The organism is Kineosporia sp. NBRC 101731 (assembly GCF_030269305.1).
Taxonomy (GTDB): Bacteria; Actinomycetota; Actinomycetes; order Actinomycetales; family Kineosporiaceae; genus Kineosporia.
This window is the reverse complement of sequence record NZ_BSTC01000001.1, coordinates 1,197,811-1,219,399: the sequence shown is the minus strand read 5'-3', so window position 1 is coordinate 1,219,399 and position 21,589 is coordinate 1,197,811. Positions and strand designations below refer to the sequence as shown.

Genomic DNA, 21,589 nt, shown 5'->3' with positions numbered 1-21,589 from the left:
CACCCACCCTAGTCACCCGCTCTCAGAGGTCGAAGTCTCATGATCCAGGCGTCGATGTCGCCGGGCTGGTAGTACCGGTGGCGGATCGCGATGCGCTCGAAACCCCGCCGGGTGTAGAGCCGGATGGCCTGTTCGTTGTCGGCGCGAACCTCCAGCAGGAGGCTGGTCGCCTCCCGGGACCGGGCCTGGTCGATCATCGCGTCGAGCAGCTGACGGCCCACGCCGCGGCCCTGGGCCGCCGGCGCGACGGCGACGGTCTGCACGTCTGCCTCCGCGCCCGGTGCCAGCAGGCCCGCGTAGCCGAGCAATTCGTCCTCTGCTGATTCTGCCACCACGTACCAACGGGTCTCGGGGTGGGCGAGCTCCGACCAGAACATCTCCACGGTCCACGCGGTGTCGCCGAACAACTCGCGTTCCAGCGGCATCAGCGCCTCGACGTCCCACCAGCGCATCGCCCGCAGGCGAATGCTCACTTCAGCACACGCTTCCGGGTGATGTTGGCCTGGGCGTCGGGGCGACGCAGGTACAGCGGCTCGGGATCGAGCAGGAAGCGCGGGTGCGGCTGACCACGATCCAGATGGGCCAAGGACGCGAGGGCACCGGCGGAGGGGTCCGGCGGACCTTCGAGGGGGGCGCCGAAGATGTCGGGGTAGAGGTCGGCTCCGCGGCCTGCGGCTCGGAGTGCGTTCAGCTCGAGCTCGGCCGGCGCACTGACCTCTGGCAGCCCCTCCCGTACCGGGACCAGCACCCCATCGATCTTCGTGACCTCGTAGCGGGCCCAGTAGACCTCGCGGCGCCGGGCGTCCATGGCCGCGATGAAAGGGGCGGTCGCGCCGTGCTGCACGGCTTCCAGAGCGACCGCGTCGAGGCTGCACACGCCCCGGACCGGCAGATCGAGCGCGTAGCCCAGCACGGCGGCCGTGACCAGACCGACCCTCAGCCCGGTGAACGGGCCGGGGCCCACTCCGGTGACGATGCCGGTCAGATCGGCGCGGGTCGCCCCGGCCTCGGCCAGCACCTCCTCGATCAGGGGGGCGAGCTGCTCGGCATGCTTGCCGCTGCGCTCGCCGGACCGCTCGGCCACGACGGCGGCGCCGTCGTGCACGGCGACCGAAACCATGGCGGACGCGGTGTCCAGGGCCAGGGTGAGCTCGTCGGTCATGTCGTTCTCGCGTTCTCCGTTAGATGGAGCTAGAGGGAGTTAGAGGGAGGGCAACTCGACGCCGGACCAGCGGGGGCCGTAGCCCCGCAGGCGCACGGTACGGGGCTCGTCGTGCACGGTCTCGGGGTCGTCCGGGCCGGAGGCGCCGCGCGGGCGTTCCAGGCGGACCTCCAGGCGGTCGGAGGCCAGCCCCTCCACCAGGCCCTCGCCCCACTCGACCACGGTGACCGACTCGGACAGGTCGGCGTCCAGGTCGAGATCGTCCACCTCGGACAGGGTGTCGAGGCGGTAGGCGTCCACGTGCACCAGCGCCGGGCCCTCGACGAGCGACGGGTGCACCCGGGCGATCACGAAGGTCGGGCTGGTGATGTCACCGCGCACCTCCAGCCCCGCGCCGATGCCCTGCGTCAGCGTGGTCTTGCCCGCGCCCAGATCACCGGTGAGGACCAGCAGGTCTCCGGGTTTCAGCAGGCCGGCCACGAGTCCGCCGAGCTCGCGCATGGCGGCCGCGGACGACACGTCGGACGACACGGTCATGGCCGGCTCGCCGACGGATCCGGCCGGATCAGCCCGGTGCGCCCCACTCACCTGCGACCTCCTTGGTCATTGGCTCGGCCTTCAGCCCTTTCGCCGGCTGGTTGCCGTACGGGGGTCACGGTACGACGTCCCCACCCCCGCCGACGACTCGGCTTCCGGTCGCGCACCGCCGCGGAGGCGTCCGTCATCAGTTCCAGCAGGTAGGCGTTGACCAGATCCGGGTGCTCCAGCGGCAGCAGATGACCGGCCTGCCGCACCACCACGTACTCGGCGTCGGGCAGGCTCGCCACGATGTCGTCGCTGTGGGCGCGCGGGATCAGCAGGTCGTCCTCCCCCGCCATCACCAGCAGGGCGTGGCCGTCGAGCACGGCCAGTGCGACCCGCTTGTCGTGGCTGCCCAGACCGGGCAGGAAGTCGGAGATGACCTCCATCCGGGTCTGCGCGATCAGGCCCGCCGAGAACCGCACCAGTTCCTGGGGAACCGGCGAGGCGAACGAGTACCGGCGCACCAGAAGACTTTCCAGGTCACTGCCGATCCGTCGACCGTGAGCGACCAGAGACGGCCGGCTGGCCAGCAGACGGGCCGCGGCCGGGGCCAGGGACATCATCGCCCGGCCCACGCCGGACAGGCCGAGGTCGAGCGGACCCAGGCCCCCCGCGCTGGTACAGAACAGCCCGACGCCCACCACGCGCTCGGCGAACAGCTCGGGACGCTGCTCGGCGAGCGCCATCACGGTCATGCCCCCCATCGAGTGCCCGAGCAGCACCAGGGGACCCTGCGGGGCCACCTCGTCGATGACCGCGGCCAGGTCGCGTCCGATCTGGTCGATCGTCGAGGAACCGTCCTCCCCGGCGCCCGAGCGCCCGTGACCCCGCTGGTCCCAGAGCACCAGCCGGTAGTGCCCGCGCAACGCCAGCCGCTGGTAGTGCCAGGCATCCAGACTGAGCGAGTACCCGTGAGTGAGGACGACAGTGAGGGGCGGTGATTCCTCCGGCTCGTCGACCTCGACGTGCAGAGACGCCCCGCCACTCGTCACTACGTGCGACCTACCTTGCAGCGAGCCAAGTTCCGGGCCACCGCGGCCGTCCGTCGCAGCTGCCCCGGGATCACCCAGCAGCTTGCGCCGGGACATCGCGGCGCGCTCGGCGGCCAGGCCGAGCACCGCACCGACGCCGGTCGCGACCAGGCCCACGCCGAAGGCGAGAACGGTGTTCCTGGTATTCCTGGTATGGGCCGTGGTGCCGTCCGGGGCGACGATCCGCGGCGGTTTGGCGGGGCCCAGAGTGCGCGCGGGGGTCTGAGGGCGACTACTTCTCGGTGCCTTCCCTGGCATCTCGATCTACTCCTACCGGCCCGCGGAACCGGTGTGGATCCGCGGCACCCGGGCACCCAGGCGCGTCACGATCTCGTAGCTGATCGTGCCGGCAGCATCGGCCCAGTCCTGCGCGGTGGGCTCACCGGGGGCGCCGCCGAAGAGCACCGCCACGTCGCCGGCTGCCACCCGGCCGATCCCCCCGTCGGCCAGGTCGATCACGACCTGGTCCATGCACACCCGCCCGGTGACGTGGAATCGTCGCCCGGCCAGCTGCACCGGCCCGGCGCTGCTCGCGTGGCGGGGGACGCCGTCGCCGTAACCCAGTGGCACCACGGCCAGCTCGGTGTCGGTGGAGGTCGTGTAGGTGTGGCCGTACGAGACCCCCTGCCCGGCGGCCACCTTCTTGACGTTCGCCACCCGGCCGAGCACGGTCATGGCCGGGCGCAGCCCCAGGTCGGCCGCGCCGGCCCGGTCGGGCAACGGGCTCAGGCCGTACACCGCCAGGCCCGGGCGGACCAGGTCGAAGTGGGTGTCGGGAAGGGCCAGCGTGGCCGGCGAGTTCGCCAGGTGCCGCACCTCGAACCGGGCCCCGGCCGCGGTGGCCAGATCGACGGCGGTGACGAAGGCATCGATCTGCTCCCGGTTGACCGGGGCCTGCGGGGTGTCGCCGGAAACCAGGTGCGAGAACACGCCCACCACCGAGAGCAGGCCCTCGGCCTGGAGTTTCAGGGCGTCTTCGACCAACTGCGGCCAGTCCTCGGGGGTGCAGCCGTTGCGGTTCAGCCCGGTGTCGGCCTTCAGGTGCACCCGGGCCGCCGTGCCCAGATCACGTGCGGCCGCGGCGATCTCGGTCAGGGCCCAGCCGGCGCTGACCCCGATGTCCACGTTCTGCCTGACCGCCTCGGCGTAGGCGTCACCCGGAACTGTGAGCCAGGCCAGGGTCGGCGCGGTGATCCCGGCGGCCCGCAGCGCCAGGGCCTCGGACAGCTGCGCCGTGCCCAGCCAGGTCGCTCCCCCGGCCAGTGCCGCCCGGGCCACGGGCAGCAGTCCGTGACCGTAGGCGTCGGCCTTCACCACGGCCATCACCTGGGCCTTCGGTGCACACTCGCGCAGCACCCGGACGTTGGCCGCGATCGCGTCCAGATCGACCACCGCGGCCGACGGCAGGCCGGCGGGCAGCTCGATCCGGGACACGGGTGAAGACACGTTCATAACCGTCGATTGTGGCAGCTCCAGCGGCCAAGGGCTCAGTGACTCAACAGCGCCGCCACCGTCGCGGGAACCTGACCGGCCACGTCGAGGCTGGTGATCGGCCCGCCGCCGGAGGCCTTCGAGGCCGCCCGGCCGTGGACGAACGCCGCCACGCTGCCCGCGTCGAACGGGCTGAGACCGCCGGCCAGCAGGGCCCCGGCGATCCCGGCGAGCACGTCCCCGGAACCGGCCGTCGCCAGCCAGGAGGGCGCCTCGGCCTGACTGCGGGCGTGCCCGTCGGGACGCACCACCAGCGTGGTGGAGCCCTTCAGCAGCACGGTCGCACCGGTCAGCCGGGCCGCCCGGTGGGCGAACGCGTAGGGCTGGTTCTCGACCTCCTCGCGGTGGGTGTCCTCGCCCAGGTCGCTCAGCAGCCGGGCCAGTTCCCCGGCGTGCGGGGTGAGCAGGAGGCGGTCGGAGCGGTCGGGCGGGGTCGACACCGTGCCGTCGCCGGAGCCTGATCGATTCTGGTGGGCCTGTAGCTCGGCCGGGAACAGGCCGAGCGCCCCCGCGTCCAGCAGGCACGGGTGGTCGGACTGCAGGGCCTCGTGGATGGCCTCGGGCTGCTGGTCGGCGGCATCCGGCACCACCCCCGAGCCGAGCAGCCAGGCCTGCACCCGCCCGGTGCCCGAGACCGCCTCGGGCCAGGCCGAGCGCACCGCGGCGGTGGCGTCCTTCGGGCCGACGTAGCGCACCATCCCGACCCCGGTGCGCAGCGCCCCGGCAACTGCCAGCACGGCGGCGCCCGGATAACCGGCCGATCCGGCGACGACGCCCAGCACACCCCGGCGGTACTTGTCCGCGCCGGGCGAGGGCACCGGCCACAGCCGGGCCACGTCCGCCGCGGACAGCCGGCTCACCAGGGGCTCGGAGGGCAGGTAGGGGGCCAGGCCGATGTCGATGATCTCCAGGTCGCCGGCGGCGGAACTGGCGGGCGGCAGCAGCAGGCAGGCCTTGGCCGCACCGAAGGTGACGGTGAGATCGGCCCAGACGTACGGCGAGAGGGTGGCGCCGGTGTCCGGGTCGACACCACTGGGCAGGTCCACGGCGACGACGACGGCGTGGTCGGGGATGCGGTCGACCAGCCCGGCGGCCGGCTCCCGCAGCCCCGGGCGGCCGCCCAGGCCGAGCAGGCCGTCGACCACCAGATCGGCGGCCTCGAGCTGGGTCCAGGCCTCGACCGCGGTGTCCGGGCCGACCTCGACGCAGCGCCCCCCGGCGGCCACGAGCGCGGCACTGCCCAGCGGGTGGGACTTCTCCGCGGTGAGCAGAGCGGTGACGGCGACCCCCCGGCGCTCCAGGCGGACCCCGGCGAAGAGCGCGTCGCCGCCGTTGTCACCGGGCCCGACGAGCAGCACGGCCCGCCGGCCGGAAATGCCACCGGTACGCTCGCGCAGCACCCGGGCGCAGCTGACGGCGAGACCCGCGGCCGCCTGCTGCATCAGGGCCCCGCCCGGCAACAAGGCCATCACCTGTTGCTCGGCCTTGCGCAGGTCTTCCACGCGATAGGCCGCCGGGCCCTTCTGATGGCGTCCCGCCTTTGGGTTCGCTCGTCTCATGGCCTCATCTAAGCAACTACCGGGGGTCCGGCGTCCCCACCCATGCGTCCGGCGGCCGAACGGGCACCGCACGTCGACCACACGCACGGTGCAACCGTCCGGCCAACGGCTACTGGTCAGTGGCTACTCGACCGTGACCGATTTCGCCAGGTTCCGGGGCTGGTCGACGTCCAGGCCCTTGGCCGTGGCGAGCTCGCAGGCGAACACCTGCAGCGGCACGACAGTGACGAGGGGAGCCAGGAGCGTCGGGGTCTGCGGGACGTAGATCACTTCGCTGGCGTAGGGCACCACGTCGGTGTCGCCCTCCTCGGCGATGACGATGGTGCGGGCGCCGCGGGCGTTGATCTCCTGGATGTTGGAGACCACCTTGGCGTGCAGCGAGTCGCGGCCGCGCGGTGAGGGCACGATCACGAACACCGCCTGGCCGGGCTCGATCAGGGCGATCGGGCCGTGCTTGAGCTCACCGGCGGCGAAACCCTCGGCATGGATGTAGGCGAGCTCCTTGAGCTTGAGCGCGCCCTCCATCGCCACCGGGTAACCGACGTGACGGCCGAGGAACAGCACCGAGCGGGTGTCGGCCATCCAGCGAGCCATGGTGCGCACCTGCTCCAGGCCGTCCAGCACCTTCTGGATCTTGTCCGGCATGGCCTGCAACTGGCCCAGGATCTCGCGGATCTCGTCCGGGAACTTGTTGCCGCGCAGCCGGGCCAGATACAGGCCGAGCAGGTAGCAGGCGGTGATCTGGGCCAGGAACGCCTTGGTCGAGGCGACGGCGATCTCCGGGCCGGCGTGCGTGTAGAGCACCGCGTCGGACTCGCGCGGGATGGTCGAACCGTGGGTGTTGCAGATCGCCACCACCTGGGCGCCCTGCTCGCGGGCGTGCCGGATCGCCATGATCGTGTCCATCGTCTCGCCGGACTGCGAGATCGCCACGACCAGGGTGCGCGCGTTCACCACCGGGTCGCGGTAGCGGAACTCGTGCGACAGCTCGACCTCGACCGGGATCCGGCACCAGTGCTCGATGGCGTACTTGGCGACCATGCCCGCGTACGACGAGGTGCCACAGGCCAGCACCACGATCTTGTCCACCGACCGCAGCACGGACTCGTCGATCCGCAGCTCGTCGAGCACCAGGTTGCCGTCGATGTCGGTGCGGCCGAGCAGGGTGTCGGCCACCGCCTGGGGCTGGTCCATGATCTCTTTGGCCATGAAGGACGGGTAACCGCCTTTCTCCGCGGCCGCGGCGTCCCAGTCCACGTGGAAGCGCTTGCCCTCGACCGGGTTGCCCTCGAAGTCGATGATGCTGACAGCGGCCGGGGTGATCGTCGCGATCTGGTCCTGGCCCAGTTCGATGGCCTCGCGGGTGTACCCGATGAAGGCGGCCACGTCGGAACCCAGGTAGTTCGCGCCCTCGCCGACCCCGACCACCAGCGGGGAGTTACGGCGGGCGCCGACCACGGTGCCCGGCTCGGCGGCATGCACCGCGAGCAGCGTGAAGGCGCCCTCGAGCCGGTTCGACACCAGACGCATGGCCTCGGTCAGGTCGCCGACCCTCTCGTACGCCGCGTTCAGCAGGTGCGCCGCGACCTCGGTGTCGGTTTGGCTGAGGAACTCCACGCCGTCGGCCAGGAGCTCCTTCTTCAGCACGGCGAAGTTCTCGATGATGCCGTTGTGGATCAGGGCGACGGCATTCCGGCCACCGTTCCCGGCCAGGTGCGGGTGCGCGTTCTCGTCGGTCGGCCCACCGTGGGTGGCCCACCGGGTGTGACCGATACCCGTCGCCGCGGCGGGGGGCGGCGTGGCCGCCAGCGCCTCTTCCAGCCGGGCGAGCTTGCCCGACCGCTTCGCCGTCCACAGCTCGCCATCGACCTGAAGGGCGACCCCGGCGGAGTCATAGCCCCGGTACTCGAGCCGCCGCAGACCTTCCAGAACGACGTCGAGCGCCCCGCTGCCCGAAGACCCAGGATCCGTCGTGTAGCCCACGATTCCGCACATGGTGACTGAGCCTAACCGGCCGCGCGGGCGTCGTTCTCCGGAACGACGGGGTTCGCCCGGTTGCCGCTGCCACCCGGAGCATTCGGCAACCGTCCGATGACACTGGGTGAATCGTCGGATCCGTCACGGACGCCCGGGCCCCGTGGCCGGGGCGCGGCGGGCAGAATGACCCCCGTGCCGAGGAGCCTCGACCCCCTGAGCGCGCCGGAACGCCCCGAGGGCACCGGCAGCCGCTCCACGCCCTACGTGGAGCTGGACCGCGCGGCCTGGGGCGCCCTGCGGGCCAACACCCCGATGACCCTCACCGCGGCGGACGTCGACCGGCTGCGCGGACTGGGAGACCTCCTCGACCTGCGCGAGGTCGAGGAGATCTACCTGCCGATGAGCCGGCTCCTGAACCTCTACGTGGCCGGCACCGCCCAGCTGCACCAGGCCACCTCCACCTTTCTCCAGGAGAGCCCGGCCCGCACGCCGTTCGTCATCGGCATCGCCGGTTCGGTGGCCGTGGGTAAGTCCACCACCGCCCGCATCCTGCGCGAGCTGCTCACCCGCTGGCCGGGCACCCCGAGCGTGGAACTGGTCACCACCGACGGTTTCCTCAAACCGAACGCCGAGCTGGACCGGCTCGGGCTGATGACCCGCAAGGGTTTCCCGGAGTCGTACGACCAGCGTCGGCTGCTGCGTTTCGTGGCCGACGTGAAGTCGGGTCGGCCGGAGGTGCGGGCCCCCGTCTACTCCCACCTGACCTACGACATCGTGCCCGGCGAGGAGGTCGTGGTCCGCCGCCCCGACGTCCTCATCATGGAGGGCCTGAACGTGCTGCAGCCCGCCCGGGTCCGCGCCGACGGCCGCCAGGGCATGGCGGTCAGCGACTTCTTCGACTTCTCCATCTACGTGGACGCGCACACCGAGCAGGTGCGCCAGTGGTACGTGAACCGCTTCCTGCGCCTGCGCGAGACCGCGTTCGCCCGTCCGGAGTCGTACTTCCAGCGCTACGCCGCCCTCACCGACGCCGAGGCGGTGGCCACGGCCATGCGGATCTGGCACGACATCAACGAGAAGAACCTGGTGGAGAACGTGCTGCCGACCCGCGGCCGCGCCACCCTGGTGCTGACCAAGGGTGCCGACCACACCGCCCGGCGGATCCGGCTGAGAAAGCTGTAGGCCGAGCAACCTCACCGGCCCCGGACGGCGTGTATCCCCCTGAGGAGCAAGACCTTCGAAGGGGGGATTCATGGACGACGAGGCAGCCTTCCGGCAGTTCGTCACCGCGCGCTGGCCTGCCCTGGTGCAGAGCGCCTACCTGATCACCGTGGACCGCGGCGTGGCCGAGGACTGCGTGCAGGAGGCCCTGACCCGGGTGCACCGCCGCTGGCACCGACTGGGGGACGACAACCCGGAACCGTACGTGCGCAAGGCCGTGGTGAACGCGGCCCTGTCGTGGCGCCGTAAGCGCCGCATCCGCGAGGTGCCGTTGGAGTCGGCCCCCGCACCGGCGGTCGGGCTCGGCGCCACGGAGCCGGTGGACGAGCAGCTCGTCGCCGCCCTGCGCTCGCTGCCGCCGCAGATGCGCGCCGCGGTGGTGCTGCGCTACCTGGAGGACCGCTCAGAGGCCGAGACCGCCCACCTGATGGGCTGCTCGGCCGGCTCGGTGAAAAGCGCCTCGAGCCGGGGCCTGGCGAAACTCCGCGCGGCTCTTGCAGATTCACCTCCGGCGGTGGTCGGCGCGGCGGCACCGGACCGGTCCCTCCCCGTGCCCGCGTCCGGCACCCAGATCACGAGCCGGTCCGAAGTACTCGACACCCGCCCGAAGCTCAGCACCCGCCCGAAGGGAGCCAAGTGATGAACCCGACCGATCAGCGGCCCGAGCCGGGCCTGCCTCCCGAGCTGGGCCTGACTCCTGAGCTGGCCGCCCGCCTGCAGCGTCTGGCCGAGACCCAGACCCGCGACAGCCGCCCCTTCCCCCGCCTCGAGACCTCCGTCCGGCGTGACCGGATCACCCGTTACGGCGGGCTGGCCCTGGCCGGAGCCGCGGCTGCGGCGGTGGTAGCCGTGCAGGTACTGGCCGGGGGTGCGGTGGACCGCGCCGACCAGGGTGTTCCGAGCCGCCCGACGCCCACCGTGATCGCCACCCGGACCACGGAACCGGCCACGCTCGAGGAGGCCGGGTACCCGACGGCGACCGTCGGGTCGCTGGCCGGTGACAAGACCTGGCAGGCTGCTGTGCGCGAGCGGCTGGCCGGTGAGGACGACCGGGTCGACGCCGACGACGTGCACGTCGTCGCGGCCGGGGACATCGAGGACCGCGCCCGTTACGCGGTTTTGGTGTACTCCGGGGAGAAGAAGGGAAAGACCTACTGGGGCCGCGACATCTGGCTCGGTGACGCCGGGGCCCCGGCATCCCGGATGACGAGCACGGCCAGCAGCGGCCTGTCGGTCAGCCCCGACGAGGTGCCCTACGAACCACTGACCCTGTTCGACGCCCCGGGCGACTCGTACGACGTCGCGAAGGCCGTCGTGATCGTCTCCGCCCCCGGCGCCGACGCCCCGCAGATCGCGACGGCCCGCACTTTCGACGTGGTGGGGACGACCGAGAAGATCGACACGACCCGGCGGGCTGTGCCCTCGGCCGGCCAGGGCGTCTGGGCCGGTCCGGTCACCGAGGACGAATACCGCCTGTTCGACGCCCGGATCACGGTCGGGGGGGCCGAGACCGGGGGGTCGTCGGCCGCCCACGCCCCGGGCTACGACCTGGTGGCGGTGGCCGCACCCGGCACGGATCCCGACGAACTCGAATATCTCGGCGGCGCTCTGGGCGAGAACCGGGCGACCAGCGCACAGACGCCGGTCTGGGCCGGTACCGCCAAGGCCGGGAAGCAGGGTCAGGCCGTGGCGACGCTGCTGCGGTCCGCGAACGGCGTCTACATCGCCGCCTTCAGCGAGCGCCAGCCGGACGATGGGGACTACAACGACAACGACGCCGCCGACGAGGAGTTCGAGGCCATCCAGCGGGGCCATCAGGTGACCGAGGCTGACAGCGATTCTGCCGCGATGGCGAGCGTCTGGATCGAGCACGGCGAGACCCGGCGTTACCTGGTGATCGCCCCGCAGAACGCCACCCAGGTCCGGGTCGGGCAGGTCACGGCTGCGGTGAAGAACCGGATGGCTGTTCTGGACGTGTCCAGCCCTTTCACCGGGGAACCGGAGGACCCGGCGGTGGAGCCGGTGGTCGCCCTCGCGGCGGACGGTTCGGTGATCGCGCAGCAGACGCCGCCCAGGAGTCAGGAGGACACGTTCCTCTCGACTGTCGACGTCGCCGGCGGTAACGGGCGGTCGGTGACTCCGTAAGGGTTCCGGGTCACCGCGCGCAGGAGGGGACGCGGTGACCCGGAAGTAGAAGGGCGGTTCCGCACTCCGCGGAACCGCCCTTCTTTCCTTGCCTCACACAGCTTTACACGCTCAGCTTCTACACGCTCAGTGCGAGCCGGTCCTTCACCACCGCGGCCAGGCCCTCGGCCTCGGCGCTGGCCTGGCCGGCCTCCTTGGCCTCGACCATGACGCGGACCAGGGCCTCGGTGCCGGAGGGGCGCAGCAGCACCCGGCCGGTGTCGCCGAGCCTGGCCTCGGCCGCGGCGACCGCGGCCTGGAGCTCGGCGTCGTCGTGGCAGCGGTTCTTGTCCACGCCCTTGACGTTGACGAGGACCTGGGGCAGGCGCTCCATCACCGACGCCAGCTCGGCCAGCGACTTACCGGTCTGGGCCATGCGGGCGAGCAGGTGCAGGCCGGTCAGGACGCCGTCGCCGGTGGTGCTGTGGTCGAGCATGACGACGTGGCCGGACTGTTCACCGCCGAGCGAGTAGCCACCGCTGCGCATCTCCTCGAGCACGTAGCGGTCGCCCACCGCGGTCTGGATCACGCGAATGCCCTCACGCTCCATGGCCAGGCGCAGACCCAGGTTGCTCATCACCGTGGTGACGAGGGTCTTGTGGGCCAGCACGCCGCGGTCGGCGAAGGCCAGGGCCAGCACGGCCATGATCTGGTCGCCGTCGATGTCGCGGCCCAGGTGGTCGATCGCCAGGCAGCGGTCGGCGTCACCGTCGTGGGCGATACCCACGTCGGCGCCGTGCGCCAGCACGGCGTCGCGCAGGTGCCCCACGTGGGTGGAGCCGTAGTCGTCGTTGATGTTGAGCCCGTCGGGCTCGGCACCGATCACGATGACCTCGGCCCCGGCCTCGCGGAAGGCCCGCGGGGAGACCACGCTGGCCGCACCGTGGGCGCAGTCGAGCACCACCTTCAGTCCGTCGAGACGGCACGGCAGGGTGGCCAGCAGGTGCGCGACGTAGCTGTCACCGGCTTTGGCCAGACGGCGGGTGCGACCGACCTCGGCGCCGGTGGGGCGGGCCCAGGGCTCGCCCATGCGGCGCTCGATCTGGTCCTCGACCTCGTCGGGCAGCTTGTAGCCACCGCTGGCGAAGAACTTGATGCCGTTGTCGGGCATCGGGTTGTGCGAGGCCGACAGCACCACGCCCAGGTCTGCCTCGGAGTCGTCGACGAGGAAGGCCACGGCGGGGGTGGGAACCACGCCCGCGTCCTCGACATCGACACCCGCGCTGGCCAGACCGGCCATGACGGCGGCGGACAGGAACTCACCCGAGGCCCGCGGGTCACGCCCGACCACTGCTCGGGGCCTACGGCCGTGGAAATCCGCGACCTCGCCGAGCACGTGCGCCGCCGCGACCGCGAGGTCGAGGGCGAGCTCAGCGGTCAGGTCGCGGTTCGCCAGACCCCGGACGCCATCCGTGCCGAATAGTCGCGCCAACGAGTTCCTCCTACGCGGGAATGTTTCACATCTACTCGCCGATTATCCCCCCGCTGAACGCAACACGGCCCCGGAGCCAGATAACCCCGGGGCCGTGCGTGCGCAGCTGATGTCTGGATCAGCGCTTGCTGTACTGAGGAGCCTTACGAGCCTTCTTGAGACCAGCCTTCTTACGCTCCTTGGCCCGCGGGTCACGGGTCATGAAGCCGGCCTTCTTCATCGACGGACGGTTCGTCTCTTCGTCGATCTCGTTCAGCGAACGGGCGATGCCCAGACGCAGCGCACCGGCCTGGCCGGACGAGCCGCCACCGTGCAGACGGGCGATGACGTCGAAGCGACCCTCGAGCTCGGTGACCCGGAACGGCTCGTTGACGAGCTGCTGGTGCACCTTGTTCGGGAAGTAATCTTCAATGGTGCGGCCATTGATCTTCCACTGGCCGGTGCCCGGAATGATGCGGACCCGGGCGACAGCCTCCTTGCGGCGGCCGGTGGCCGAGCCGGGGGCGATGATGCTGGAGCCGCTACCCTTGACCGCCGGCGTGGCGGAGGTGTAGCTGCTCGGGGCGTCCTCTTCGAACTCCTCGGTGGCGGCGTCAGCCACTTCGGCGGTGGACTCGGTCACGGTTCTCCTTGTTGCGCTTGGCTACGGGGGTCGCGATCCGCGGGCGCCGGGTTACCGGCAGCCTCGTGGATTACTGCGCGACCTGGGTGATCTCGAAGGGGACGGGCTGCTGCGCGGCGTGCGGGTGCTCGGGGCCGACGTAGACCTTGAGCTTGCCGAGCACCTCGCGGCCGAGGGAGTTCTTCGGCAGCATGCCCCGGATCGCCTTCTCGACGGCGCGCTGAGGGTTCTTCTCCAGCAGCTCGGTGTAGCTGACCGAGCGCAGACCGCCCGGGTAGCCGGAGTGCCGGTAGGCGAGCTTCTGCTCGCGCTTCTTGCCGGTCAGGGCGACCTTGTCGGCGTTGACGATGATGACGAAGTCACCAGTGTCGATGTGGGGAGCGAAAGTGGCCTTGTGCTTGCCCCGAAGGAGCACAGCGGCCTGCGAAGCGAGCCGGCCGAGCACGACGTCGGACGCGTCGATGACGTGCCAGCGGCGCTCGATGTCACCGGGCTTGGGGGTAAACGTACGCACGGTCGCAGCCTCGTTCTGATCAGAGCATTCGGGTCGACATTTTCATGTGCCACGGACAACGCCTCTTCGAATGCATCAACGAGGTCGCTACTCCGTACCCGACGTGCCACGCACCAACTAGGCTCGACATGACGGACGGGTCACACAACGAGGACTCAGATTACCGGGCTGCTTCCGGGGGGTCAAAACGTGGGGTCGGCAAGCACAACTTCGCCCCGCCGATCAACCCCGCGCCGCCCCCCGCCGATGGAGTGGTGGCCAGCCGCGAACCAGCTGATACCCGGGGGATCCGATCATGGCCGACGAGCATGACTACGAGTACGACCTGCTGGTGATCGGAAGTGGGCCGGGCGGGCAGAAGGCAGCTATCGCCGCGGCCAAGCTGGGCCGGCACGCCGCGGTGATCGAACGCGGCGACATGGTGGGCGGGGTGTGCATCAACACCGGCACCATCCCCTCGAAGACGCTGCGCGAGGCCGTTCTCTACCTCACCGGCACCTACCAGCGGGACATGTACGGCCAGAACTACCGGGTGAAACACGACATCACCCTGGAGGACCTGCTGGCTCGCACCCAGCACGTGATCGGCCGTGAGGTCGAGGTGATCCGCAGCCAGCTCAACCGCAACGGCGTGGACCTGCTGCACGGCACCGGCCGGTTCACCGACCCGCACACCGTGCTGATCGAGGGCGGTCCACAGGGCACCCGCTCGGTCACCGCGCAGTACGTGGTGATCGCCACGGGCACCACCCCGGCCCGGCCGTCCTCGATCGAGTTCGACGGCAAGAAGGTCATCGACTCCGACGGCATCCTGCACCTGGACCAGCTGCCCCGGTCGATGGTCGTGGTCGGTGCCGGGGTGATCGGCATCGAGTACGCGTCGATGTTCGCGGCGGTCGGCTGCAAGGTCACCGTGGTCGAACAGCGCGACCGGATGCTCGACTTCTGCGACTCCGAGATCGTCGAGTCGCTGAAGTTCCACCTGCGCGACCTCTCGGTCACCTTCCGGTTCGACGAGAAGGTCGCCTCGGTCGAGAACAACGCCAACGGCACCGTGACGAATCTGGTCTCCGGTAAACGAATTCCGGCTGATGCGGTGATGTACTCAGCCGGTCGCCAGGGCGCCACGCAGGCGCTGGACCTGCCCGCCGCCGGACTGGAGGCAGACCTGCGGGGCCGGATCACGGTGGACGACCACTACCGCACGAGCGTCGAGCACATCTACGCCGTCGGTGACGTGATCGGTTTCCCGGCCCTGGCCGCGACCTCGATGGAACAGGGCCGCCTGGCGGCCTATCACGCCTTCGGCGAACACGTGAACAGCCTGATCAGCCTGCAGCCGATCGGTATCTACACGATCCCGGAGATCAGTTACTGCGGCTGGACCGAGGCCGACCTGACCTCGTCGTCCGTGCCCTACGAGGTCGGCATCTCGCGCTACCGCGAACTGGCCCGCGGGCAGATCGCCGGCGACTCCTACGGCATGCTCAAGCTGCTGGTCAGCACCGGCACGCGAAAGCTCCTGGGCGTGCACGTGTTCGGCTCCCAGGCGACCGAGCTGGTGCACCTCGGCCAGGCGATCATGACGTGCGAGGGCACCATCGACCACCTCGTCGACACCGTGTTCAACTACCCCACGCTGTCCGAGGCCTACAAGGTGGCCGCGCTCGACGCGGTGAACAAGATCCGGGCCGTGGAGCGGTTCTTCGCCTAGATTTCGCCTAGATACCGACCGTCGCGTTTTCCGGCACGATCACCCGCAGGCCACCCCGCACGATGCCGAAGTCGACGGGGGTGCGGGCCGAGAGCTCGCCGTCGACGTTGACCGCCTGCCCGGGAACCGTACTGACCCGGACGTTCTGCGTGGTGACGTGGTAGACGTGGTCGTTCTCGGTGAACGCGCCGCTGACGAAGTGCCGGGCCACCTGCCAGCGCTGCCGCGGGGTTCCGCGGGGGATCGCGTAGACGTCGAGCAGGTGGTCGTCGATACCGGCGTCGGGCGAGACCACCGCTCCCCCGCCGTAGAACCGGCCGTTGGCCACGGCCAGCTGGAGCAGGTCGTCGAGCTCGAGGTCGGGGTGGTCACCGTCGGGGAACTCCAGCCGGGCCGAGAACGGCACGAACCGCCGGTAGGCCTTGGCGGCGGCGATCGGGTAGGCGAGGGCGCCGAGACGCTTCTTCAGCTTCGGGTTGAGCATCTCGGTGACCCCGACGGCCAGGCCGATGGAACTCACGTTGAGGAAACGGTCGTCACCCACCACCCCGAGGTCGACGTCCACCGCCTTGCCGTCGGCCACCGTCTCGCAGGCCTTCATCAGGTCGGTGGGCAGCCCCAGGGTGCGCGCCAGGTCGTTCGCGGTGCCGGTGGGCAGCAGCCCGAGCACCACCCCGGTGTTGCACAACTGGGGCGCGACCGAGCTGACCGTGCCGTCACCACCGCCGAGCACGATCGTGCGGGCGCCCGCGTCGATCGTCTCCTGCACCAGTTGGGGCAGCGTGCTCGGGTCATCCACGGCGTGGGCGGCCATCAGCTGGACACCCAGTTCTTCGAGCCGGTCGCGGGCCTGGGCGAAAGTCTCCTGCCCGCGGCGCGACGCCGAGTTGACGATCAGTACCGCCGGCGTCTCTGTCACGGAGATCAAACTACGGCCGCATTCTGATGGTTCCGTCACAGACCCCTGGGAGCACCTAGCGTGCCCGCTGAACCCGTGCCTCGTCCCAGACCGGCTCGTCCGACTCGTAGACCTGACCGTCCGACCCGAACACCAGGAACCGGTCGAACTCGCGGGAGAACCAGCGGTCGTGGGTCACCGCCACGACCGTGCCCTCGAACGCGCTGAGTCCCTTCTCCAGGGCCTCGGCCGAGTGCAGGTCAAGGTTGTCCGTCGGCTCGTCGAGCAGCAGCAGAGTGGCCCCTGAGAGCTCGAGCAGCAGGATCTGGAACCGCGCCTGCTGTCCGCCCGACAGCGACTCGAACTTCTGCTCGGCCTGCTCGCTGAGCTCGTAGCGGTCCAGCACCCGGCTGGCGGCCTCGCGCGGCAGCCCGGAACGGTGCCCGTCGCCGCGGTGCAGGATGTCGAGGAGCGTGCGCCCGGCCAGTTCCACGTGCTGATGGGTCTGCGCGAACCAGCCCGGCCGCACCCGGGCACCGAGCTTGACCGAGCCGGTGTGCGGCACCGCACCCGGCCGGGCCGTCGGTGAGTCGTCCACCGGCTGGTGCTCCACGTCCGGGTCGCTGCCACCGGCCGCGAGCAGCCGCAGGAAGTGCGACTTGCCCGAGCCGTTGGACCCCAGCACCGCCACCCGGTCGCCGAACCACAACTCGGTGCTGAACGGCTTCATCAGACCCGTGAGCTCCAGATCGGTGGCCACCACGGCCCGTTTCCCCGTGCGTCCACCCTTGAGGCGCATGTGCACGTTCTGCTCGTTCGCCACCAGCTCGGGCGGGCCGGCCGCCTCGAACTTCGCCAGCCGGGTCTGCGCGGCGTGGTACTGCGCGGCCATCGAGTCCATGAACGAGGACTTGGTCTTCAGCATCAGCACGAGCTGCTTGAGCTTGGCGTGCTCCTCGTCCCAGCGCCGGCGCAGCTCTTCCAGCCGGCTGTTGCGGTCGGTGCGGGCCTGCGCGTACGTGCCGAACCCGCCACCGTGGATCCAGGCGTTCGCCCCGGCCGCGTGCGGCTCCAGGGTGACGATGCGGGTGGCCGCGTGGGAGAGCAGTTCCCGGTCGTGGCTGACCAGCAGCACGGTCTTGGAGGTCTCGGCCAGGCGCTCCTCGAGCCAGCGCTTACCCGGAACGTCGAGGTAGTTGTCCGGCTCGTCGAGCAGCAGCACGTCGTCGGGGCCACGCAGCAGGGCCTCCAGCACCAGACGCTTCTGCTCACCACCGGAGAGCGTGTTGGCGCTGCGGTACTGGGCCTTCTCGAACGGCAGGCCGAGCGCGGCCACGGTGCAGACGTCCCAGGAGGTCTCCGCCTCGTAGCCACCGGCGTCGGCCCAGTCGGACAGCGCCTGGGCATAGGCCATCTGGGTGGGCTCGTCCTCGTGCTCCATCATCTTCAGCTCGGCGGCCTCGAGAGCCTGCCCGGCCACCCGGATGGTCGTCGGCGCCACCGAGACGAGCAGGTCGCGCACACTGGTCTCGTCGCGGACGCTACCGATGAACTGACGCATCACCCCGAGCGATCCGGACACCACGGCGGCGCCACCGTGCGCGGCGGTGTCACCCGCCAGGATGCGCAGCAGCGTGGTCTTGCCGGTGCCGTTCGGGCCGATCAGCGCGGCGACCGCGCCGTCGGGCACCTTGAAGGTGACCTCGTCCAGCAGGGGACGCCCGTCGGGAAGAGTGAAAGAAACCTGATTGACGTCGATGCCGGACACACCTGACAGTGTGCCCGGCATCGGCGCTCAGACGCGAAGCGATTTCACTCGATGATGTGGACCGCGGCCTCTTCGGCGCTCGCGGCCCCCTGATCGATGCCCACGTCGGAGCCGATCAGGTCTTTCTCCTCGTCGGCGCCCAGACCCTCGTCCGGGTCGACCAGCCGGCCCGCACGACCGCGACCGACCTCCGCGTAGGAGAGGTCCTCGTCCTCGATGCGGTTGTTGTCCACCGAGTCGACGTTCTCGTCGGTCGGCGAAGCCTCCAGGTCGGAGACCAGGTTCGGGTCGGGCTCCTCCTGCGCCAGGCGCGCCTCGAGGCTCTCGCCCTGCGCCTCCTCGGCGTCGGTGGTGCCGAACCGGGTCATGCCCCGCGGCTTCTCCGGCGGTGAGTAGCCGGCGTCATACACCGCCGAGTCGACGTCGTCGTCACCGAAGGCCTGGTCCAGGTCGTAGGTCTCGTCCGAGCCGTCTGCCGACGGCTGGTAGACCTCGTCCGAGTCGCCAGGCTCAAAGGTCGAATTACTCATGAAGGCGACCTTGGCACTTTCGCGCCGCGGCCGCCATTCGTGAGCGTCCGAAGATCGTTACTTCTTCAGATCCAGACCGATGAGTACCGGGTCGTGGTCCGAGGTACGGAACCGGTCGGGGGCGTACAGCGACGTGATCTGCCCGGCGGACTTGAAGTTGGTGTTGTAGTCCAGCACCGAAGGCTCGTCGGCGTTGATGTGCACGTCCAGCACGTCCTTCACCTGGCTCTTCAGTGACGAGCTGGCCAGGGCCTGGTCGAGGTAACCGGACTGGGCGCTGAACACGTACGAGTAGGCCTTGTCGCTGCCGATCTCCTTGTCGATCATGTCCGTGTAACCCAGGTCGTTCAGGGCCAGGATCGGGTCTTCCTTGGCGTACGAGTTCAGGTCACCGATGACCAGCACGTCCTTGTCGCCCGCGGCCGGCACCAGCGTCGAGTCGATCCAGCCCGCCAGTGTCGTGGCCTGCTCGGTGCGGTGGGCGTTCCAGCAGCTCTGACCGTCGCCCTGGTCGGTGTCCAGCCCGGTCGCGCCGTCGCAGCCCTTCGACTTGAAGTGGTTCACCACCACGCTGACCTTGGCGTTCTTCGGGGTCCTGAAGGTCACGGCCAGCGGGTGACGCTCGAACAGGTCATCGTTCTCGACCAGGGTCTTGACCGGGGTGACCTTGGCCGGCTTATAGAGCATCCCGACCTTGATCGCGTCGTCACCGGCCACATTGACGACGCCGGTGGCCGCGTCCGCGTCCACGTACGCGTAGGTGCCGGGCGCGGTGGACGCGTTCAGGGCGTCGGTCAGGGTGGCGATCGCGCTGTCGGCGCCGTAGCCGTCGTTCTCGATCTCCATCAGGCCGACCACGTCGGCGTCCAGGCTCTTCAGCGCGGCGATCTCCTTGGCGGTCTGCCGCTCCAGCTCGGCGGCGTTCTCCGCACCGCGGCAGTCGGTGGCCGCGCCCCCCACGCCGTACGTGCAGCCGGTGAAGGTGTTGAAGTAGTTCAGCACGTTGCTGCTGGCGACGGTCACGTCCCCCTTGACCTTCGAGGTCTTCGGGCGGGGGTTGGTCGCCTGGAAGTCCGCGGCGCCGTTCAGGGCGCCGACCGGGCGCAGGCGCCAGGCGTTGGGACTGGCCGCGTTACCGGCCCAGGTGTAGGTCAGCACGCCGGTCGCGTTCTTCACCGTGTCGCCGGTGCGCAGGGTGTTCGTGGCGCTCAGCGGCTTGCCGTCGCGGCCGAACCCGATCGGGTCGGCGTTCTGGTTGTTCAGCGCGTCGTCGACGATCAGCTGGTTCAGGGTGTTCTTCGCCTGCAGCTGCGCCCGCTTCGGGTCGTCCGCGGCGTACACGTTGGTCGGCTGCATCAGCCGGCCCTTGCTCGACACCGTGACCTGGCCGAACCGGCCCAGCAGGTAGTGCTCGGAGACGGTGAGCCTCTGCGGCAGGCGCACCAGCATGCCCTCGTAGCGCTCCAGGGCGGTCGCCGAGGCCAGGGGCAGCTTCACCGTGGTCGGCTTCACCTTCTGACCGGTCGCGCACAGGTCCAGGGCGGTGGACGTGATCTGGGTCTGCCCCTGGTACTCCGCCGCGGTACCGGTGACCTGGACCTCGTCACCCACGCTGACCTGGTTCTTTCCCGGTGCGTAGACGAAGATCCCGTCCGACGTGGCCTTGTCCTGGTCACCGCCGTCCTGCAGGAAGAACCCCTGCAGGGTGGGCGAGGATCCCTCGTTGTCGCTGACGACCACGCCGCGCACGGTCACCGCGCCGGTGATCGCCGCCGCGGCGCCGCTGCCCTGGATGCTGCCGATCGCGGTCACGTCGCCCGTGCACGTCGCTGCCTGCGCGGTCCCCGGAGCCAGAATGCCCAGCCCCGCCAGTCCCGTCGCCGCCGCGAGCACCTTGGCGCCGGTCGCGTAATTACGCCTCGTCGTCGTCACGGTGGAGGAGCCTAAGGGTCTTCTGTGCCTTTTCGCGTGAACAGCACGTGACGAGTGACACCCGATCGGTCAGCGGACTACGGCAGGGTGCGTACCGCCCTTGACTCCTTCGCCCGGGCCGCCAGTTCGTCGTCCGCGGGGTACCCGACCTCTTCCAGCACCAGGCCGTGGGGGGGCACCACCGCGACGCGCGGGTCGCGATGCCCCTCGGTCAGTACCTGGGCGGGCCAGTCGTCGGGCTTACGCCCCTCCCCCACCGGCAGCACGGCACCGACCAGGGCCCGCACCATCGAGTGGCAGAAGGCGTCGGCGAGCACCGTGGCCACGAGCAGACCCTGCTCGTCGCGATGCCACTCGTAGGCGAGCAGGGTGCGGATCGTGGTCGCACCCTCGCGGTACTTGCAGAACGCGGCGAAGTCGTTGAGTCCGGTCAGCGTGCGGGCGGCCCGGGTCATGGCGGCTTCGTCCAGAGGACGCCGGTGGCTCAGGACGTCGCGGCGGCGCAGCGGAGGTGGCCCGCTGGGGTGGTCACTGATCCGGTACGCGTAGCGCCGGTTGATCGCGGAGAAGCGGGCATCGAAACCCTCGGCGGCGATCGAGGCACCGTGCACCCGGATGTCACCCGGCAGAACACCCGCCAGCCGGGTCAGGACGGCCTGCTCCGGAGCCCGGTCACTGCGGCCGGGCAACCGGTTCCAGGCGTCGGCCGGAATGTCGGCGTGCGCCACCTGGCCGTTCGCGTGCACGCCGGCATCGGTGCGGCCGGCCACCGTCAATTTCGGGCCGCCGGGCAGGCGCAGGATCGTGCCCAGTCCCGTCGACAGGGTCTCCTCGACCGTGCGGCGGCCGGGCTGGGCGGCCCAGCCGCTGAAGTCCGTGCCGTCGTAACCCAGGTCCAGGCGAACTCTCACCGTGGACAGCGGGGGCTCAACAACGTCCAAAAGCACTGGGCTCTCTCTGTTTCGGTGACCA

The 21,589-nt window shown here is 70.4% G+C and carries 19 protein-coding genes; 4 read left to right on the top strand and 15 right to left on the bottom strand.

Annotated elements, in window-relative coordinates; translation table 11 throughout:
- Window positions 1-8 precede the first annotated feature (8 nt).
- The 7 genes from rimI to glmS form a co-directional block, all read right to left on the bottom strand.
- A complete protein-coding gene (gene rimI, locus QSK05_RS05415) occupies window positions 9-473 on the bottom strand; it encodes a ribosomal protein S18-alanine N-acetyltransferase (protein ID WP_285594480.1) in 465 nt (154 codons plus the stop codon).
- Window positions 470-1,162 carry a tRNA (adenosine(37)-N6)-threonylcarbamoyltransferase complex dimerization subunit type 1 TsaB gene (tsaB, locus tag QSK05_RS05410; protein ID WP_285594478.1) on the bottom strand — a complete coding sequence of 231 codons (693 nt, stop codon included), beginning with the start codon at window positions 1,160-1,162 and terminating at the stop codon, window positions 470-472. Before tsaB ends, rimI begins: the two co-directional genes overlap by 4 nt.
- Window positions 1,163-1,201: 39 nt before the next feature.
- A complete protein-coding gene (gene tsaE, locus QSK05_RS05405; RefSeq protein ID WP_352300299.1) occupies window positions 1,202-1,699 on the bottom strand; it encodes a tRNA (adenosine(37)-N6)-threonylcarbamoyltransferase complex ATPase subunit type 1 TsaE in 498 nt (165 codons plus the stop codon).
- Between the two features lie 47 nt (window positions 1,700-1,746).
- Complete coding sequence (locus QSK05_RS05400) at window positions 1,747-3,033, bottom strand: alpha/beta fold hydrolase (RefSeq protein ID WP_285594474.1); 1,287 nt, start codon at window positions 3,031-3,033, stop codon at window positions 1,747-1,749.
- Between the two features lie 12 nt (window positions 3,034-3,045).
- Window positions 3,046-4,227 carry an alanine racemase gene (gene alr, locus QSK05_RS05395; protein ID WP_352299999.1) on the bottom strand — a complete coding sequence of 394 codons (1,182 nt, stop codon included), beginning with the start codon at window positions 4,225-4,227 and terminating at the stop codon, window positions 3,046-3,048.
- 35 nt (window positions 4,228-4,262) lie between these two features.
- Complete coding sequence (locus tag QSK05_RS05390) at window positions 4,263-5,825, bottom strand: NAD(P)H-hydrate epimerase (RefSeq protein WP_285594470.1); 1,563 nt, start codon at window positions 5,823-5,825, stop codon at window positions 4,263-4,265.
- A gap of 123 nt (window positions 5,826-5,948) precedes the next feature.
- Complete coding sequence (gene glmS, locus QSK05_RS05385) at window positions 5,949-7,820, bottom strand: glutamine--fructose-6-phosphate transaminase (isomerizing) (protein ID WP_285594468.1); 1,872 nt, start codon at window positions 7,818-7,820, stop codon at window positions 5,949-5,951.
- A gap of 165 nt (window positions 7,821-7,985) precedes the next feature.
- On the opposite strand from glmS, the gene coaA reads away from it, so the two are divergent.
- The 3 genes from coaA to QSK05_RS05370 all read left to right on the top strand — a co-directional run bounded on the left by coaA (window position 7,986) and on the right by QSK05_RS05370 (window position 11,168).
- Window positions 7,986-8,984 carry a type I pantothenate kinase gene (coaA, locus tag QSK05_RS05380; protein WP_502879717.1) on the top strand — a complete coding sequence of 333 codons (999 nt, stop codon included), beginning with the start codon at window positions 7,986-7,988 and terminating at the stop codon, window positions 8,982-8,984.
- Between the two features lie 70 nt (window positions 8,985-9,054).
- Window positions 9,055-9,663, top strand: coding sequence for a SigE family RNA polymerase sigma factor (locus tag QSK05_RS05375; RefSeq protein WP_285594465.1), 609 nt, complete (start codon window positions 9,055-9,057; stop codon window positions 9,661-9,663).
- The gene (locus tag QSK05_RS05370; RefSeq protein ID WP_285594462.1) at window positions 9,663-11,168 is read left to right on the top strand and encodes a hypothetical protein; all 1,506 of its coding nucleotides are present in this window, start codon (window positions 9,663-9,665) and stop codon (window positions 11,166-11,168) included. Before QSK05_RS05375 ends, QSK05_RS05370 begins: the two co-directional genes overlap by 1 nt.
- Before the next feature lie 118 nt (window positions 11,169-11,286).
- On the opposite strand, the gene glmM is transcribed toward QSK05_RS05370, so the two are convergent.
- The 3 genes from glmM to rplM form a co-directional block, all read right to left on the bottom strand.
- Complete coding sequence (gene glmM, locus QSK05_RS05365) at window positions 11,287-12,639, bottom strand: phosphoglucosamine mutase (RefSeq protein WP_285594460.1); 1,353 nt, start codon at window positions 12,637-12,639, stop codon at window positions 11,287-11,289.
- A 118-nt stretch (window positions 12,640-12,757) separates the two neighbouring features.
- Complete coding sequence (gene rpsI / locus QSK05_RS05360; RefSeq protein ID WP_345718736.1) at window positions 12,758-13,261, bottom strand: 30S ribosomal protein S9; 504 nt, start codon at window positions 13,259-13,261, stop codon at window positions 12,758-12,760.
- Between the two features lie 70 nt (window positions 13,262-13,331).
- On the bottom strand, window positions 13,332-13,775 hold the full coding sequence (rplM, locus tag QSK05_RS05355) for a 50S ribosomal protein L13 (protein ID WP_285594457.1): 444 nt from the start codon (window positions 13,773-13,775) through the stop codon (window positions 13,332-13,334).
- 295 nt (window positions 13,776-14,070) lie between these two features.
- On the opposite strand from rplM, the gene sthA reads away from it, so the two are divergent.
- Window positions 14,071-15,489, top strand: coding sequence for a Si-specific NAD(P)(+) transhydrogenase (gene sthA / locus QSK05_RS05350; RefSeq protein WP_285594455.1), 1,419 nt, complete (start codon window positions 14,071-14,073; stop codon window positions 15,487-15,489).
- Window positions 15,490-15,496: 7 nt separating this feature from the next.
- Here sthA and QSK05_RS05345 read toward each other — a convergent pair whose 3' ends face one another.
- The 5 genes from QSK05_RS05345 to QSK05_RS05325 form a co-directional block, all read right to left on the bottom strand.
- Window positions 15,497-16,408, bottom strand: coding sequence for a lipid kinase (locus tag QSK05_RS05345; RefSeq protein ID WP_285594453.1), 912 nt, complete (start codon window positions 16,406-16,408; stop codon window positions 15,497-15,499).
- 55 nt (window positions 16,409-16,463) lie between these two features.
- Window positions 16,464-18,155, bottom strand: a complete 1,692-nt coding sequence (locus QSK05_RS05340) for an ABC-F family ATP-binding cassette domain-containing protein (RefSeq protein WP_285594451.1) — start codon at window positions 18,153-18,155, stop codon at window positions 16,464-16,466.
- Between the two features lie 44 nt (window positions 18,156-18,199).
- Complete coding sequence (locus QSK05_RS05335) at window positions 18,200-18,685, bottom strand: DUF5709 domain-containing protein (RefSeq protein WP_285594450.1); 486 nt, start codon at window positions 18,683-18,685, stop codon at window positions 18,200-18,202.
- Window positions 18,686-18,742: 57 nt separating this feature from the next.
- Complete coding sequence (locus QSK05_RS05330) at window positions 18,743-20,617, bottom strand: ExeM/NucH family extracellular endonuclease (protein WP_285594447.1); 1,875 nt, start codon at window positions 20,615-20,617, stop codon at window positions 18,743-18,745.
- Between the two features lie 77 nt (window positions 20,618-20,694).
- A complete protein-coding gene (locus QSK05_RS05325; protein ID WP_285594445.1) occupies window positions 20,695-21,528 on the bottom strand; it encodes a tRNA pseudouridine synthase A in 834 nt (277 codons plus the stop codon).
- Window positions 21,529-21,589: the final 61 nt, after the last annotated feature.